Raw genomic sequence first — 17,094 nt, 5'->3', positions numbered from 1 at the left:
ACACCTCTCTCTGCTATATCATTCCAAGACAGCGATTAAGCATACCGGCGCCTATCCTTCCCACTTGAAGCGTACAATCACCCAAGATTCGTTAGCGCCAATATGAATTAGCAAGCGAACATTATAGCCGCAGGCTAACCATACATACAATATGCTTCCTTTTGGTTTGCTTGCTTAATATCAGGCACGGAACAATTATCATGGCCTTTTTGACCATGCCTTAATAAGGCCACCGCGTGGGCCGCAGTAAAGTTATTAAAAATCATGTGATTATGTTATTAATACAGCGACGGCCTTATGCCACTATGCCACCCGCAATACCGGGAGAAGATAGGCCCCAGACGTTATAAACACGCATTAAAAGCGCTTTTGCGAAAATCCTTCAACCATGGACGCCGGAATGTCTAATATCGACGACTTACTCCAATCAATTGCAAAAACCCCCAAAGGGCCAAAAACACTCGCCGTTTTTGATTTTGACGGCACAATCATCTCCGGTTACTCCCCCTTGTTCACGTTAAAAGAACAGTTTTCTCGCGGCGACATCGACAAAAAAACCTTGTGGAACATCATCTTACAACTAGCCGCCCACCGCTCAGGTTTGATTGATGACCACAGTTTAATGGAGCTTGGAGCGGGCTTATTAAAAGGCGAGCCAGAAGCACACTTTGAGTCCCTCTGCGACGATATTTACCGTAAGCACCTGTTCCGACGAATTTATCCGGAAATGCGCAAATTAATTGCCGCCCATCAACAACGCGGCCATCATGTGGTTATTGCCTCATCTTCTCCCCGACAAATTCTCACCGCCTCTGCCAAAGAGCTGGGCGTAGACACCATTCTTAGCTCCACCTACATCGCCGAAGAAGGCGTCTTTAACGGCGAAGTCGCTATGCCCGTCTGCTGGGGTTATGGTAAACGTCTGGCGGTGGAGCGACTCGCAGAACAAACCGGTGCCAGTCTGAAAAAAGCCTTTTTTTACAGCGACAGCGACGATGACCTGCCGTTATTAGAAAGCGTCGGCAATCCGGTCCCGGTCAACCCCAACCACGGCCTGCAAAACGCCGCAGCGGAAGCGGGCTGGGCAACATTTACATTTTCAAGTCGACGCTCAGGCTGGTCCGAAGTCCTCCGCAGCCTGGGTTTATACAGCTCATTATTTAGTAGCTATGTCGCAGCCAAAACTGTTGCCCGCCTCGCCAAAGATGAGACCGAGGGTCGGCGCTTTATGGTGGCCAGTTTCACCAACACCATTTGCGCCATAACTGGCATTAAAATCGAATTGAAGGGCGCTCAATATCTCCACGACTACAAGCCGCGAGTGGTGATTTTTAATCACCAAAGTCAGGCCGATGGCTTGATTGTCATGAAGCTCTTGGGCGAGCATTTTGCCGCCATTGGCAAAGATGCTTTTGGCAAACGCAACCCTCTTTCTAACGCTTACAGCTACGTCGGTATCATCCCTATTGATCGCAGTGACGGCAAAAGTGCCATCGAGAGCATGAAGCCATTAATAGACGCTATCAAAAAAGAAGGCCGCAGCGTGGCGATTGCCCCAGAAGGCACACGTAGCACATCGGTATTGCCCGGCCCCTTTAAGAAAGGCGCTTTTCACCTGGCCTTAGATGCCGGTGTCGAAATTCTACCCGTGGTATTTCACAATAGCGCAGACGTGCAGGCCAAAGGTGACCTGCTGTTTCACCCCGCTACCGTGCGGGTAGAAATACTGCCGCCAGTGAGCACGGCCAATTGGCAACGCGCCGATCTTGACACCCATATTCAAGATGTTAGACAACGTTTTATCGACACGATAAACAAAGGGCAAAGCAATTTGCTGGAAACCACGGCACTGTAAGTTGTTATAGCGTCAACAATCGCGGCGATAACCGCATCCAGCAAAGGGGAGATTCAGCTGATGAAACAATTAAAACCGCAAGATGCACAGTTTCTATACATGGAGACAGAAAACAATCTCTCTAATGCAACCATGCTTTGCATATACGAGCAGCCTGGTAACACCAACTTTGACCCCGTTGAGGTTATCAGTCAGCAACTGGATTCTCAGCTGCATTTAAGTACTATTTTCACCCATCATATCAAGCAGCTGCCCGGTAATCTGGACTACCCTTATTGGGTTATTGATCCTTACTTCCAACTCAAAAATCATATTTTTAGTGTCACTGCGCCTTCACCCGGTGACTGGCACAGCCTAACCAAAATCTATGCCGACATTCACTCCACGGCTTTAGATCTGCGCCGACCACCCTGGGAAATTCATGTTGTAACAGGACTAAAAGACCTCCCCGATAGCCCCGGTACATGTTTTGCGCTGGTCATCAAAATTCATCATGCGGCGATCGATGGCACCGCCGCCATGCGTTTTTTTCAAGCCCTGCACAACAGCAGCAAAACTGTTAAAAAGGCGACTCAAAACCCAGCCGAAGCACTGCAATATGAAGCACCTGGGCGCCGCACCCTTCTTGGCAATGCAGCAAAAAATATCGCGCTCTCCCCCGTTAAAACACTGAGCAAATTATTGCTACAAGCGAAGGCTGCAGCAGAGAGCCGAGAAGCCAAACTGAGTAACGACAAAACCTCAAAAAGCCCGGTTCCCTCAACCCGTTTTAACCAAAGTGTCGGCGCACAAAAAACATTTTCAGGCGTTCGTTTTCCCTTAGCCGACTTAAAGTCCATACGCGGCCTCGCCAATGGTGCAACCTTAAACGACGTTATTCTTGCCATCTGCAGCGGCGCACTCCACCACTATCTCGACAAGCATGGTGAACTACCTAACACACCATTAGCTGCGTGGGTGCCCATCAACGCCCGAAGCAAAGATGCCAGTGACATTGAGGGCAACAACATCTCGGCAATGGCTATTAAAATAGCCAGCCAGATAAATGATCCTATCGAGCGTTTGCAAAAAATTTGCTATGCCACCTACGACGCTAAGTCTGGCCGCTCTGGTCGCACGGCAAGAATTGTCACCGACCTCACCCAGCATATGCCCGCCGCGGGCATGGCCGTCATGACCCGGTTAATTCTCGGTTCCAGCATGACCAGCAAAATGTGCAACCTAGCCATATCTAATGTTCCCGGCCCCAACTTTCCGTTATTTATGCACGGCGCTAAATGCCAGCAGCAATATGGCATGGTGCCTTTAAGCGACGGCATGGGCCTATTTATTGTTGCCATGAGTTACGATGGTTATATGAGCTTAAGCGTCACAAGCACTGCCACTATATTGCCCGACATCGACTTTTTTACCGAATGTCTACAGCAAGAGTTTGACAGCTTGCTTGGCAAAATCCCTGGCACAAGTTCAAAACAAGGCGCGGTCAAAAAAAATACTCCCAAAAAACCCGCAGCGAAAAAAGCCAGTGCTGTACGCGCTGTCGACAGCAGTGTAAAGGAGTAAGTTGACGTGCCCTTTTCTTCCATGAATTTTGAAAACATGAGTAAACTTCTGAATACCCCCGAAGATGAACTTGAGCAAGCCGAAAACTACGAACAGTGGCAAGCAGCAGCCATTAACAAAGACCGGGCATTGGGCGCAGATTACTGGAAGCAGCTTGATCGCAGCAGTCTTTATGATTACAAATCCATTCGCAGTAGACTGACTCGCCTTGGTGAAAAACGCGCCAGCGGCGATCAACGCGGATTATTGTTCGCGCTTAATGAGGGTATTCACGGCAATATGGGGGGCATGGGTAAAGATGCCCTCTATAAAAAAGCCACTTTTGGGACCAAATCACTGATTGAGGAATACACTACCGAAATCACAGAATCCCTAAAATATTTAGCCAGTGATAGCGTTAATAACATTAGCCTAGAAGAAAAATACAATTTTTTTCACCGCGCCAGTCATTGTTTTGGCCGTTCTGCATTAATGCTCAGCGGCTCAGGCAACCTGCTATATTTTCATCTTGGGGTTGTAAAGGCCCTATGGGAACAAGATTTACTGCCTAAAATTATTTGTGGTTCAAGTGGCGGTGCCCTGGTCGGAACCTTAGTAGGAACCCACTCGCACAAAGAGCTGGAAAACATTTTTCAACCGGATTACATCCGCTTTGAAGTTGAACAAGGTAAAGGTATTTTAGGACGACTTGGCGTACTGGGCAGCAAACCTGTTTCAACAAGTTCGGTGAGAAATTTGTATTCCCGCCTTATCCCAGAAATGACCTTTGAAGAAGCCGAGGCCTTAACTGGTTACCAGATTAACGTGTCGGTGGCTCCAGCAGAAAAGCACCAGTCGTCTCGCTTGCTCAATTCAATCGCCTCACCCAATGTCTTGATGCGTGAAGCCATTATGGCTTCCTGCGCCTTCCCAGGCTTTTTCCCACCGGTCACACTGCAAGCCAAAGACGAGTACGGCAATATTCGACCCTATTTAAAGGATCGAAAATGGATCGACGGTTCTATCAGTGACGATATGCCCATCAAGCGCATCACCCGCCTCTATGGTGCAAATCACTTTATTGTTAGCCAGACAAACCCTGCGGCACTGCCCTTTATCGCCCGCAACACAACACCAGGGGGCTTTGGCATTGTCGGTGGCGCATTTAAAAGCAGTGCGAGAGAATGGCTACTCGCAGGAAACAAACTGCTAGGGCACTCTGCAACCAGTCACTCTGCAGTCAATAAACTCACCAATATGCTGGGGCGCGTTCTCTCACAAACCTATACGGGGGATATCAACATCCTGCCCCCAAAACGCTTGCACAACCCTATTAATCTACTGACTCACCGCGACACCAATCAGATAATGGATTTGATTATTGCTGGCGAACGATCAACATGGCCCCACATAGAGCGAATTCGGATTCAAACTCAAATCAGTCGGGTACTAGACGGTATTCTTGATGATCTCGACCATCAGGTTTTGCACAACAACCACAAGCCCGGTTACCGCTCGCCCATAAAGCAGGGATAGGAGACGCTATGATTCACGAATCATCAGAATTTCATAACGCGCAAGGCGACAAGATTTTTCAACAAAGCTGGCTTCCAGATGGCCCCGCAAAAGCAGATGTTTTCATTATTCACGGCCTGGGTGAACACAGCGGCCGATACAGCGAAATCGCCCATTTTTTGGTCGAGCGTGGCTACCGCGCACATGCGCTAGATCACCCCGGACATGGTAAATCCGATGGGCTGCGTGCCTATATTGATGACTTCAGTATTTTCACCGAGACCGTCAACGATTTTATTAAACGCATTCAAAGCCAAAACGATGAGCTGCCTAGTTATATTATTGGCCATAGTATGGGCGGCGTCATTACTAGCAACTTACTCATAGACCACCCATCGCTAGTCGCTGGCGCGATCTTATCCGGCCCCGCACTCGCAACCGATGAAGCCGTGGGACCCGTGCAAACTTTTATTCTGAAATTGATCGCCAAATTTTTTCCCAAACTACCTGTGTTCCAACTGGATGCGAATCTTATTTGTCGCAACCCGGCCGTGGTAGAAGAGTATTTAAACGACCCCTTAGTTTACTCAGGTAAAATTCGTGCCCGGCTGTTGATTGAAATTGTCGGTGCGGGAGAGCGGGCATTACAACGCGCCGCAGAGATCACCTTGCCGATGCTAATGCTACACGGCGAAGAGGATGGTCTAGCCAGCGTAAAAGGCTCCCAAGCCATGTTTGCTGGCATTAGCTCCGAAGATAAAGACATCATCATTTACCCAGAACTATTTCATGAAATATTTAACGAAGACAGCAAACGTGATATTTATGACACAGTAACAAACTGGTTGGACAACCACTGCCAAACCAATAATTAATCCAGTTTTGTAGGAAATACTAATGACATCGACTGCAGGGAACCCTTGGCCAGAAACCAACAGCGGCCATTTTGTTTTTATTGCCGACTGCACCAGCCAACGGGAAGCAACACTGCTTCGGGAATATATTGAAAATAATCCCCCAGGGGACAGCAGCTACGATGTGGTTTTTCGCTGTTTCCGTAAAAACAAAAAGCGCCGTCTATATAAAGGCGATTTAAAATCGATAGTAGAGAAAAACCCCGACAGTTTTTTCATCCCTCTACGCCTGAACTGGATCCCAAAAGCCAAGGAAAAAGGCAGCGACATCACCCTACTGGACATGCTGTCAGGCAACACCACCCACCCCAACAGCTTTCACCAAATGGTGTCCGGGGTATTAGGTAAGCTTGAAAATCGCGTTGTGCAAGGCCGGGGCGCCACGCTAGGCCAGCTAAATGCCGACTATGACAAATACCGCCAACGAGGCTACGAGTACAAAAACCTAGAGTCCTTTATTGAGCGTTCGGCCTTGCTCGCCCTAGAGAAAGCAGAGCGCGATATCAGTGGCGCCAGATACCGCATTCCTAGAATGCTTGATCGAGAAGTGCTGAACCGGCCAGCCATGCAAGATGCCCTCCGCGACATCAGTGACAAGACGGGCCGCAGTGTTGATAGACTAAGCCGCTACGCTAAAGCGTGCTTAAAGGAAATGGCCGCAACGCCAACTCCCGTCGGCAATGATATGGCCGCAGCGCTGGGCCGGTTTATGTATACCCGGGGCTTCGATGCTGATATTGATTTTGCCGAAGGCGACATTGAACGCATCCAACAGTTGCTTAAAGAAAAGCCTGTCGCTTTTTTGTTTACCCATAAATCTCATATCGATGGCTTCCTATTAATTTGGTTGTTCCACCAATATAACCTCCCCCCCGCCCATGTATTTGGCGGTATCAATATGAGCCTGCCGGGCTTGGGAACATTGCTGAGAAATTCTGGCGCCATTTTTATTCGCCGAAGCTTTGGCAACGATGATGTCTACAAAGCCGTATTCAAAAACTACATCGATTATTTAGGCGAAAAACGCTTTCCTGTTATGTGGGCCCTCGAAGGCACACGTTCTCGAACCGGCAAGCTGATGCCACCTCGCTACGGCCTCATTAACTACGTCGCCAGCGCCTACGCCAGAGATGATGCTCAAGACTTGGTCATGATGCCCATTTCCATCTGCTACGACCAGGTACCCGAAATTGCTGACTACGATGCTTTACAAGCTGGGGGCACAAAGCGCCCGGAATCGGCATCGTGGTTTATGGAATATTTAAGCGGCTTAAAACACCCTCATGGCAAAATTCATGTGCGCTTTGGCGAAGGGGTTCCGCTCAGCAGACATATCGACAAAACCAACCCGGTGGTGGATAGTCGTGCCATTCAAAAAATGGCCTTTGACCTTGCCGTAGACGTCAATAGGGCAACACCGATTACCCTCAATGGCTTAATTTGCTATGTCATGCTGGAAAATGGCCACCGAGCTATTAACTACAAAGAATTATCTGAGGGCATTTGTAGTTTGTGGCAACTTGCTAAAGACTTAAACTTTGTGCTCAGCACCGAAGCCCAAAATATCGATGAAGCCTCGGTGCGGCGGAACCTTACCCAGCTGGGTGATACCGGGGTCATTAAAATTTTCAACGATGGCATTGAGTCCGTCTACATGATCCCCCACGGTAGCGGTCGAATGGCCGCTTACTATCGTAATGGTATTTTGCATTTCCTCACCACCAGCGCCATTGCCGAGCTGGCGCTTATGGCGGTTGGCTCCGAAGGTGATGCGGCCCTGGAGGAGTTCAGAAACGAAGCACTGCGAATTCGGGATATTTTAAAGTACGAATTTTTCTTCGAGGGTTCTGAAGAATTCCTAAAAAGCCTGGAAAACGAAATGGAGCAGCGCTACCCCAACTGGCAGGATAAAGTCCGCAAAGGCCAGGCTAGCGCGAGATCAATACTCACCAAAATACGCCCCGTGATCGGACACGGAACCCTGCGACCATTTATTGAAGCTTACTTGCTTCTAGCACGGGCATTGCGAATGGAAAACACCCTCGCCATTGCCGATAAACGTGCGCTTATTGATCGAGCCTTAACCCTTGGCAAGCAACGGGTTCTACAACAACGTATTCATTGTGAAGAATCGGTATCGGCAAACTACTTTGAGAACGCAATAAAGATTGCTGAAAACAATAATCTCTTGGAGGTTTCCGAAGATATTTTGATACGCCGTCAGCAGTGGCTTGACGAGCTTCGACAAATCACCGCCAATATCCGATACCTCGCATCACTGAGTGAAGCCAAGCGTATTTCTGAACGCAACAAACTCGAATCTGTAATGGCTTATACTTAAAGATCTGATATCGCCTAATGTAAAACCAAGTAAGCCGAATAAAAACAAAAGACTTTTGTTCGGCTTACTTTCCCTTTTATTCCAGCCCTTCCCTTCGATTACAAACTGGCCACAGCCACTCATTTAATCAAGTTCGGCGCGCCAACACGATCGATCCATCAGGCATAAAAAAAACCTGCTACAAAAATTGCAGCAGGTTTTTCTTACTTCCACTTATCAGCTCAGGTCGGCCCTGAGCTGAGTTCCAGGGCTTAGCCTCTCAGCTTTTTCAGCATATCTTTGGCAATGATCGTTTTCATCACTTCGATAGAGCCACCGGCAATCTTCACAATCCGCGCATCCGCGTAGGCACGACAGATTGGGTATTCCCACATATAACCCCAACCACCGAATAACTGCAGACACTCATCTACCGCTTTACAATGCAGGTTACTCAACTGCATTTTTGCAATTGCCGCTGTCACTGAATCCAGCTTACCTTCCATAAACAGCTCAATACATTTATCGGTAAAGACACGGCCAACAACCGCTTCAGCTTTCAGCTCAGCCAACTTAAACTGCGTGTTTTGGAAGTCAGCTATAGTTTGACCAAAAGCTTCGCGCTGCGCAGTGTACTCAAGGGTCCACTCGATAACGGTTTCCGTTACAGTCGCGCTACGAATCGTTTGGGCCAAACGCTCCTGAGCCAGCTTCTGCATCATGATTTTAAAGCCCTTACCTTCCTCACCCAGCATATTGGTGGCAGGTACGCGTACGTTCTCAAAAAACAGCTCAGAAGTATCCTGGGCTTTCATACCCAGCTTATCGAGGTTCTGACCTCGAACAAAGCCATCCATGTCGCCTTCGACGATAAACAGCGTTACGCCATTAGCACCGGCTTCGGAGTCAGTTTTAGTTGCACAAACCAAGATATCGCACATCTGACCATTAGAGATAAACACCTTTTGTCCGTTAATGACAAAATCATCGCCATCACGAACAGCTTTCGTGCGAATCGCTTTTAAGTCACTACCAGCGTGAGGCTCTGTCATACCCAAAGAGCCAATCCACTCACCCGCTACCATTTTAGGCAGAATGCGTTTCTTTTGCTCTTCGGTGCCGAAGGAATTGATATAGGTGGCAACCAAATCGGTGTGAATCAAAAAGCCTGGGCCAGAGAAACCTGAACGGAACAGCTCTTCAAACACGATAACATCATAGAGATAATCTGCACCAACGCCGCCGTACTCTTCAGGAATAGTACAGCAAAGAATGCCCGCCTCACCGGCTTTCAACCAAAGCTCTTTAGGCACAATACCGTCTTTTTCCCACTGCTCGTGATAAGGAGCAATTTCTTTCTCAATAAACTTCCGCACCATGGTGCGGAACATCTCGTGGTCTGCGCTAAATAAGTTTCTTTCAATCATTATCGATCACCTTAAATTGGTTTCTAAACTTTAGAACAGCTTTGCTACTGCTAAATTTTTTAAAGAACAGGCTGACATTTATAGCCGAAGCTTAGCTCGCCTTGCTTGCCTTATATCCCCACGGACTTTTGAAAGTCCACTCAAGGTCAGCAATATTCATTTTTGAAGAACTTAACTCACCGCGCTGAAACATAGTCAGGCAAGAGAGCGGCCCACCAGACCACTTCGGAAAGCCAGTACCGTAGACACTCAAAAGATCAATTCCAGCTAACAACGTTGCGTCTTTATCTTCGTCACCGGTTAAGGCGGCAGCGGCAAAAGTCGCAACGGCCAAACTCAGCTCAGCCAAAATATCTAAGCCAAATTGCTTGTCAGCGGCTTGCACTTCTAGGGTCGGCGCATAATCTACCGATAATGCCTCTGCCATTTGCTTGCTTAAACCTACTGCGGCAACGGCTCTGGTCAAAGCCTGTGCATCACTATTGGCCGCAATAGCCCCGCATGTTGCTAATAACACTTTATTGACGCTTTCGGCGGAGCGGCTAAGTACCACAGACTTGCCTGATGTCTGTGCCAAACTCATGGCTTTTGCCGCTTTTTCAAGATCAGTGCCAACATAAAGCTCTAGCACTTCGCTCTTCGTAAAATCACCGACAAATCTGAATTCCGGTGTTGCCCCAGAAGCTGGAGTTGAAGCGCTTTGCGCAGCTAAGAAAACATCTGCCGCCTCGTCACCTACTGGCCCCACATTAAGCTCAGCTTCGCCGGAGGCAAGCTGAGTGACTTTTCTAAAGACTTTTGGATTAAGCTCCACGCCATCTAAGGCGGCATAAGAAGCAACCGGCTCAACCTTAGGCAACTGAGCTAAAGACAACTTAGTCGCCGCTGTTTTGGCTAAAAAGCAGGTTGTTACCATATTTGATGCAACAGGGTCGCTCATCAAATCGACGAATACATCCCACTCAACATCACTACCGGCATCAATATCTTTAGCAAAGCCATCGCCGACACATTTCAAAATAGCAGGAATAGCCGGATAAAGATCAGCCGTGTTTTTATCTATGCCACAAAGCGCTAATGCCCAGTCATTAAAACCGTCGCCAATTTTTGCCAAATCGTCTGAATCAAGTTCAAACCCTTCTTTATCCCAACGCGCGCCGGCAGAGATTTCTCCCGCCAGAGAAATTGCACTGGAAATCAAGTCTTCCTGGGAGGCCAGTTTGTCCACTACGCCCCGCTCAAGCGCGGCACTTGGTGACAAAGACGCGCCGCCCAATAACATTTCTAAACCTGGCGCCAAACCGATATAACGCGGTAAGCGTTGCGTACCGCCGGCACCCGGCAGCAAGCCAAGTACAACTTCTGGTAAGCCTAGCTGAGCATGGGGCGCATCAACACAAACTCGGCCATGGCACGCCATTGCCAACTCAAAGCCACCGCCCAACGCCAAACCATTAACCGCGGCGACAACAGGTACTGGCAAAGTCTCTAAGCGACGAAACAGCTTGCCCAGGTTACTGTAGCGATCACGCATTTGCTGCCAGTTGGCCGTAAAACGCATAGCACCAAAATCTTGGATCATGCCTAAATCGGCGCCCGCCACAAAACTGGATTTACCCGAAGTAAGAACAAGTCCCTTTGGCGCATTTCCAGCATTACAATCCGTCAACACTTGCTCAATCAGCGTTTCTAAATCCGCCATCATGTCTTCTGAAAAGACATTAAAGGGCCTGCCCGGCATATCTAATACCGCAACGATAAAGCCGTCGGCTTCGGTTTTTATCGTGATATTTTTCATGGTTTGATTCACTTCTTTAATTCATTTCTTGGATAGTACCGAGAGGCGAATAGATACCCAACTCTGGCAACGGAAACTGATCTCAGAGAGACAATATTTGACTATTTCACTCTCTGCTTTCAAGAATTATGACAACAGTAAGTATAACCAACAGTTTGCAAATGTAAAGTTCGCTAGCTACCTTTTATCGCCAAGCACGCAAGCTGCAGAAAGCCAAACAACCAAGCTATCTATATGATAAATATAATAATTTACAAAAACCCCTTAACACGGATTTAGCAAGAGCCCCCATCAAAAGCGCACTCACAATGAGATTAGCTGCAAAGATAAGCGCATTGTCCCGCTGCCAAAACGAAAAACGGCGGCTCAGTTCTCACTGAGCCGCCGCTTCATAAAGGATCTGTAGACGCCTGCTTACAACGCCTTTACAGCCTTAGTTTAAGAACACATCAAAGTCCCATTTGATCTTCATGCCGTACAAGCGAGGCGGCGCCAGGGTAACCGTGCGGCCAAAGTCCTGCTGCAGGAGGGAACTGAAGTATTCCTCGTCCTTGGCGTTATCCACAAAGGCGGTCAACTGAATACCCCAGTCATCATAAAACCAGCTTGCCCGAGCAGACCACAGCTCGTACTGATCCTGAACGTAGAAGGGCGAATTTTGCGACGTGGTGAAGTACTCGCTCTTGTAGGAGTAATCCACACCAATTTCAAAAGCGCCCAAGTCGCCAGCATCAAGATATTGGTTAGCGGATATCGTTGAGGTCAACTTGGGCGAACGGGGTACCTCATTACCGGTGAAGTCCCTGGGGCCATTCACCAGGTCGGTTGAGGAAATGGGTAGCTCCAAACCCAATAAATCCAAGGCGATACCTTCCAGGTTACCGTTGCCAAAATACAGGCCGGTGGTGTCGTCAAAACCTTCGCCGTTTGTGTAGTCAGTATACTCAGTCTCTACGTAGGTGGCGCCACCAGTAATGGCCAGCCCGGGGTTCATCATCGGCATGGGCTGCCATTGCATGTCCATTTCTACACCTTTGGCTTCAGCTCCGCCGGCATTGCCGTAGTTAACGATGGCGCCAGAGGTGAGGGACACCAAACCCGTCAGGATATTCTTGGTGCGGGAGGCGAACAGCGCGCCGTTAAGCTGCAGGGTGCCGTCCAGCCACTCCGACTTGATACCCAATTCAACCGCCGTGGCCTCTTCGCCGTCCACCGCCGAGGGGTCGCCGAAGAAGTTAACGATATTGTAGGTAGGGCTTTTATAGCCGCGCTGCCAAGAGGCGTAGATTTGCGTGGTTTCATCCGGGAACCACTGCAGAGAGACTTTGGGTGAGAACGTGGTTTCTTCCAGCGGTGGACCACCAAAATTCGAAATCAGCGTATTACGGGAATAGTCATTGCCCTCGTAGTAAGACTCATCAAAGCCAGGTGTCAGGTTATCGACTAAGAACAGACGAGTGTTGCTGATGGTGCGGGTCTCCTCCTGGTAACGGCCACCCAAGGTGAGATTCCATGCCTCATTGAAGCTCCAGGTGCCCTGGAAGTACACCGAGTCGGATTCAGTGCTCAGCAAGCCGCCGGACTCCAGTGTGACCCGGGGCAAATCCGCCAGGGTGTTGCCCAGGTTCAAGCCCAATAGGGGATCAAGAATGGTATCGAGCAAACCGGTAGGCACCAAGCCGGCAGCAAAACCGTTGTTCAAAAAGAAGAACAGGCGCCCGAAGCCGCCGATTGATTTCAAACGATAGTAACCCGCGGTCCATTCAAATTTGTCGGAGAGCGGTGTATCGGCATTGGATTGCACCTGGATCTCGAAGGTCTCCTGATCGTTATACTGATCGTAGACAAAGAAGCCGGAGCGATCCTCGTCGGTGGAATCATAGTCAAATTGCCCCCAGTCAGCGTCGGCCAACTGGTCGGAGTAGATCATCTTGATATCCACCGGACCCGGACGCCACTCGAATGTGAGACCGTATAGGGTGTTAATCGAGCCGACGCCGCTCTCGAAGTTGGTGCTGCTATCGCGATCCGCCACATCGGGTTCGGCGCCAGCACCAAGAATCAGTGAGGGCCGGGTGTTTTCCTGCACCATGTTGGCATTGAACTGGTTGATATAGGAACCCATGAAGGTCAGGGTGAAATCATCGAGGAAATCCCACTTGATCTTGACCCGGGCGCCTTCGGAAAATGTTTCCCGCCAGGGCCGGGGCTCGCCATTACTGAAATTGGTACCGTAGTTTTCATGGGTGTCTTTAAAAGCAGCAAGGGTGAAACCCAAGCCCTCAACACCCGGGACCGGCGCACCTAAATAAGCCTGGTATTCATGGCTATCGTAGTTGCCCCGGTTATATTTGATATTACCCACGATTTCATCAACCGGTGGATCTTCAGTGATGATACTGATGGCGCCAGCGGTGGCGTTGCGACCAAACAGGGTGCCTTGCGGACCCTTAAGCACTTCCACCCGCTTTACCGGCCCCAAAGCATCTTGCTTGCCCTGAAGGGCGGGGATATTAATGCCGTCGATATAGGTGGCGACACTGGGATCGGCATTGGGAAGAAATGCCTCACTGCCCACACCGCGCAAGTAAATAAGCGTATAGCCAAGGGTTTTGGTGAAGGTCAGCCCCGGGGTGATTTTTTGCAGGTCAGCGGTACTTTCAACGTTGAAAGCATCGAGCTTTTCAGCGGAGAAAGCCTGAATCGTAATGGGAACATCCTGGGAATTCTCCTCACGCTTCTGGGCCGTAACCGTGACTTCTTCGAGCAATCGATTAGACCTTTTTTTCTTTACTTCGCCTCCATCATCCTGAGCCGCCACACTTAGCGACCACAGGGGAACGGATGCAATCGCCAAAGCGAGCACATGTTTCTTCATTATTGGTTCCACCCTTACTCTTGTTGTTGCACTTTTTAATTAAACTTTCAATTAAATTTTATATTGTCGATTTTCCTCTCATTCTAAGTAGAGGTTGTTGGTTTTTTGATACTACGATACCAACACCGACTTAATTTTATACAGGCGCAATGCTGCCACAGATGCACAAAACGCGCAATATGTTTGCTTGTTAACTATTAAAGAAAGTTCCATTTATTCAGCTCGCGTCACACTTTTCATGTTACTTAGTGGAAAGTTTTACCCGCTGACCAAAACTAAATATGCATCTATCTGATATTTATAGATTTTTTATATTTATACAATTAAAAAACGCATTTTAATTATTTCGTTTTTACTGGCATTTTTTTAGTTCACCATCACCACAGCTAGAAAACCCTCCGCCAGCGTTAAAGATATTACGCTAGCGAAGAGCTTCTGGAGGCTCACAGTTTTAAGATAGCCTTAATGCTTTTGCCACTATGCTGATCTGCAACAGCGGCATTAATTTGATCAAACTCATAGAAATTACACAGCTTATCGAAGGGGAAGCGCCCTTCCATAAAGAGGTCAACCATCACTGGAATAAACTCCGCAGGGTCGGCATCGCCTTCACAAATCCCTTTAAACTGAACACCAACCGTTAACAGCGTCATGACATCCAACTTAATAACCGCATCATCTTCAGAGGCAGGAACACCTACCGCGCCAATCACGCCACCAGCGGCCATAGAAGAAACCAACGCGCTAATCACCACATTTTTGGCGGTAGTATCTAAGGCATAATTCAAACCATTGGGCACAATGGCGCGAATCTGCTCAGTCACGTCACCTGCAAAGGGGTCGATAACATGAGTAGCGCCCACTTCCAACGCCAATTCGCGACGGTTAGCATGGGGCTCAACCACAATAATCGTACTGCAACCTTGAGCCACCGCACCCAGTACGGCCGCCAAACCAACTGCACCGCCACCAGTAACGGCGACCGCAGAACCTGCTTCGCAAGCCATGGAGCGCATAAACGTGCCGGCGCCAGTCTGAATGCCACAACCCAGCGGCCCCAAAAGCTCCAGAGGTGCATCATTCCGTACTTTTACAACGTTATTTTCGCTAGCCAAGGCATAAGAAGAAAATGAGGATTGACCGAAAAAGTGACTGCTCACAGCCTCACCATCGGCGCTTTTATAAGCCTTGGTACCATCGGCCCGCACGCCAACCATATTCAGCGGAACAAATTGCTGGCAGTAATTATGATGATCATGCTCGCAGGGCGCACACTGCTCACAAAAGGTGTATGACAACACAACATGGTCACCAGCCTTAACAGACGTCACCGCCGCTCCCACCTTTTCAACAACGCCAGCACCTTCATGCCCCAGCACTGCAGGCAACCCCGTCGGCAAGGCTTGATCTCTTGCAGCGATATCTGTGTGACAAACACCCACACCAACAATACGAACCAGAACTTCATTATCTCTAGGGTCTTCAAGTTCGAGTTTTTCCACACTGAAATCAGCGCCAGCTTCGCGGCTTACCGCAGCAGTAACTTGCATGATATTTTCCTGTTTTATCGTTTATAAACTTGCTGTTTTGATTAGCAGCCCCACTCCGCAGAATGGGACAACATCAGCCCTATCTTTAAGCATCCAGGCAATGCAGCTTGCCCATCAGTCTTGGCGAGAAAGCCCGTGACTAGCATCCAAAAACTTATCGGCGTGAATATTTTTCTCTTCAATATCCAGCGCCATAACTGTTTCTGTCACCGCATCAATCATTGGCGGAGGCCCACATAGATAAACCTGAGTATCCGAGCTTAAATATTGACCCGCCGCAGGCTCGATAGCCGTATTAACAAATCCTCGCATCCCCTTCCAATCACTGTCTTCTGGCTCGTGAGATAACACAGGAACAAACTGAAACGCACCGTCCCACGCTTCGCCAATTTTTGCGATACGATCAAGACAGTACAAATCATCTTGCGTACGAGCACCAAAAAACATGACGCAAGGCCGACCATGATCCTCTTTCGCAGCATGTTCCAGCAAACTCACTATAGGCGCTAGACCGCTCCCTCCCCCAACACAAATAATGGGGCCACGACCATCCCGCAACCAGAAGTTACCAGCGGGGCCGTGAATCCCCACCTTTGCTTGATCCAGCTTACCGTCAAACAACATGGCGGTGAATTCACCACCGGGAACCTGGCGGATAAATAAATCAATCTCTCTGCAGCCTTCTTCAGCAGGCGGCAGCGCAAAAGAGTAAGAACGCGCACCGTAAATATCATCGTGATGAACTTGAACATATTGGCCCGCATCAAAATGCATGGGACGGTCAAGCTTAATGGTGACACGCTTGGTATCGTGGGTCAGATCCTCAGTGGCAACAATCTGCCCGTCAAAATCTTCTGGCGGCGTGAGGTTTTTCAGCTCAAAGCTCGGGATATTTAGGGTAACGTCTGACTTGAGCGCGGCCTGACAAGTGAGAATCACGTCGCTTTGCAACTCATCTGCCTCAAGGACATAGGCGAAATTAGTCAGCTCTCTAACGCGACCTTCCGATAAGTTACACTTACAAGTACCACAGGTGCCAACGGTGCAGCTATGAGGCATGGCATAGCCAGCTGCCAAGCCAGCCTCCAAGATAGACTGACCGGGCTTTACTTCAAAACTGACGCCTGCGGGCTCAATCGTGACGGTTTTACTTGAGGGTTTTAAAAAAGAAAATAGGGACACTGGAACTCCTGAACGCCACCCTGAAGGTGATTCGAATTTTAGTTATCAAAATATAAATTAAGCATGCGAACATTCAAAGTCAAGCCTTCACAACCGACTTCCCCCTTTCCACC

General features: G+C 48.7%; 10 protein-coding genes. 5 read left to right on the top strand and 5 right to left on the bottom strand.

Annotation, left to right across the window (positions count from 1 at the left end; translation table 11 throughout):
* The first annotated feature begins 400 nt into the window (after positions 1–400).
* From IMCC21906_RS06855 to IMCC21906_RS06835, 5 genes are read left to right on the top strand one after another with little or no spacing between them, the layout of a single operon-like run.
* On the top strand, positions 401–1,855 hold the full coding sequence (locus tag IMCC21906_RS06855; protein WP_052763417.1) for an HAD-IB family hydrolase: 1,455 nt from the start codon (positions 401–403) through the stop codon (positions 1,853–1,855).
* Between the two features lie 60 nt (positions 1,856–1,915).
* Complete coding sequence (locus IMCC21906_RS06850) at positions 1,916–3,418, top strand: wax ester/triacylglycerol synthase family O-acyltransferase (protein ID WP_052763416.1); 1,503 nt, start codon at positions 1,916–1,918, stop codon at positions 3,416–3,418.
* A gap of 36 nt (positions 3,419–3,454) precedes the next feature.
* The gene (locus IMCC21906_RS06845) at positions 3,455–4,933 is read left to right on the top strand and encodes a DUF3336 domain-containing protein (RefSeq protein ID WP_047013217.1); all 1,479 of its coding nucleotides are present in this window, start codon (positions 3,455–3,457) and stop codon (positions 4,931–4,933) included.
* A gap of 8 nt (positions 4,934–4,941) precedes the next feature.
* Complete coding sequence (locus IMCC21906_RS06840) at positions 4,942–5,787, top strand: alpha/beta hydrolase (protein WP_047011542.1); 846 nt, start codon at positions 4,942–4,944, stop codon at positions 5,785–5,787.
* A 22-nt stretch (positions 5,788–5,809) separates the two neighbouring features.
* Positions 5,810–8,167, top strand: coding sequence for a 1-acyl-sn-glycerol-3-phosphate acyltransferase (locus tag IMCC21906_RS06835; protein WP_047011541.1), 2,358 nt, complete (start codon positions 5,810–5,812; stop codon positions 8,165–8,167).
* 251 nt (positions 8,168–8,418) lie between these two features.
* Here IMCC21906_RS06835 and IMCC21906_RS06830 read toward each other — a convergent pair whose 3' ends face one another.
* The 5 genes from IMCC21906_RS06830 to IMCC21906_RS06810 all read right to left on the bottom strand — a co-directional run bounded on the left by IMCC21906_RS06830 (position 8,419) and on the right by IMCC21906_RS06810 (position 16,981).
* On the bottom strand, positions 8,419–9,573 hold the full coding sequence (locus IMCC21906_RS06830) for an acyl-CoA dehydrogenase family protein (protein WP_047011540.1): 1,155 nt from the start codon (positions 9,571–9,573) through the stop codon (positions 8,419–8,421).
* Between the two features lie 91 nt (positions 9,574–9,664).
* Positions 9,665–11,371: an enoyl-CoA hydratase-related protein gene (locus IMCC21906_RS16280; protein WP_052763415.1), complete on the bottom strand. Its 1,707-nt coding sequence runs from the start codon at positions 11,369–11,371 to the stop codon at positions 9,665–9,667.
* A 433-nt stretch (positions 11,372–11,804) separates the two neighbouring features.
* Positions 11,805–14,249 (bottom strand): TonB-dependent receptor, encoded by a 2,445-nt coding sequence (locus IMCC21906_RS06820; protein WP_047011539.1) that lies wholly within the window; start codon positions 14,247–14,249, stop codon positions 11,805–11,807.
* 443 nt (positions 14,250–14,692) lie between these two features.
* Entirely contained in the window at positions 14,693–15,799 is a 1,107-nt protein-coding gene (locus IMCC21906_RS06815) for an NAD(P)-dependent alcohol dehydrogenase (protein ID WP_047011538.1), read from the bottom strand.
* A gap of 114 nt (positions 15,800–15,913) precedes the next feature.
* On the bottom strand, positions 15,914–16,981 hold the full coding sequence (locus tag IMCC21906_RS06810; RefSeq protein ID WP_047011537.1) for an NADH:ubiquinone reductase (Na(+)-transporting) subunit F: 1,068 nt from the start codon (positions 16,979–16,981) through the stop codon (positions 15,914–15,916).
* Positions 16,982–17,094 lie beyond the last annotated feature (113 nt).

Origin of the sequence: Spongiibacter sp. IMCC21906 (assembly GCF_001010805.1) — a bacterium.
Taxonomy (GTDB): Bacteria; Pseudomonadota; Gammaproteobacteria; order Pseudomonadales; family Spongiibacteraceae; genus Spongiibacter.
The sequence above is the reverse complement of the archived record's forward strand: the minus strand, read 5'-3'. Positions and strand labels throughout refer to the sequence as shown.

Coding starts and splice junctions, on each gene's coding strand:
- IMCC21906_RS06840 (WP_047011542.1), top strand. CDS start 4,942: ATGATTCACGAATCATCAGAATTTCATAACGCGCAAGGCGACAAGATT.
- IMCC21906_RS06820 (WP_047011539.1), bottom strand. CDS start 14,249: ATGAAGAAACATGTGCTCGCTTTGGCGATTGCATCCGTTCCCCTGTGG.
- IMCC21906_RS06845 (WP_047013217.1), top strand. CDS start 3,455: ATGAGTAAACTTCTGAATACCCCCGAAGATGAACTTGAGCAAGCCGAA.
- IMCC21906_RS06830 (WP_047011540.1), bottom strand. CDS start 9,573: ATGATTGAAAGAAACTTATTTAGCGCAGACCACGAGATGTTCCGCACC.
- IMCC21906_RS06815 (WP_047011538.1), bottom strand. CDS start 15,799: ATGCAAGTTACTGCTGCGGTAAGCCGCGAAGCTGGCGCTGATTTCAGT.
- IMCC21906_RS06850 (WP_052763416.1), top strand. CDS start 1,916: ATGAAACAATTAAAACCGCAAGATGCACAGTTTCTATACATGGAGACA.
- IMCC21906_RS06835 (WP_047011541.1), top strand. CDS start 5,810: ATGACATCGACTGCAGGGAACCCTTGGCCAGAAACCAACAGCGGCCAT.
- IMCC21906_RS16280 (WP_052763415.1), bottom strand. CDS start 11,371: ATGAAAAATATCACGATAAAAACCGAAGCCGACGGCTTTATCGTTGCG.
- IMCC21906_RS06855 (WP_052763417.1), top strand. CDS start 401: ATGTCTAATATCGACGACTTACTCCAATCAATTGCAAAAACCCCCAAA.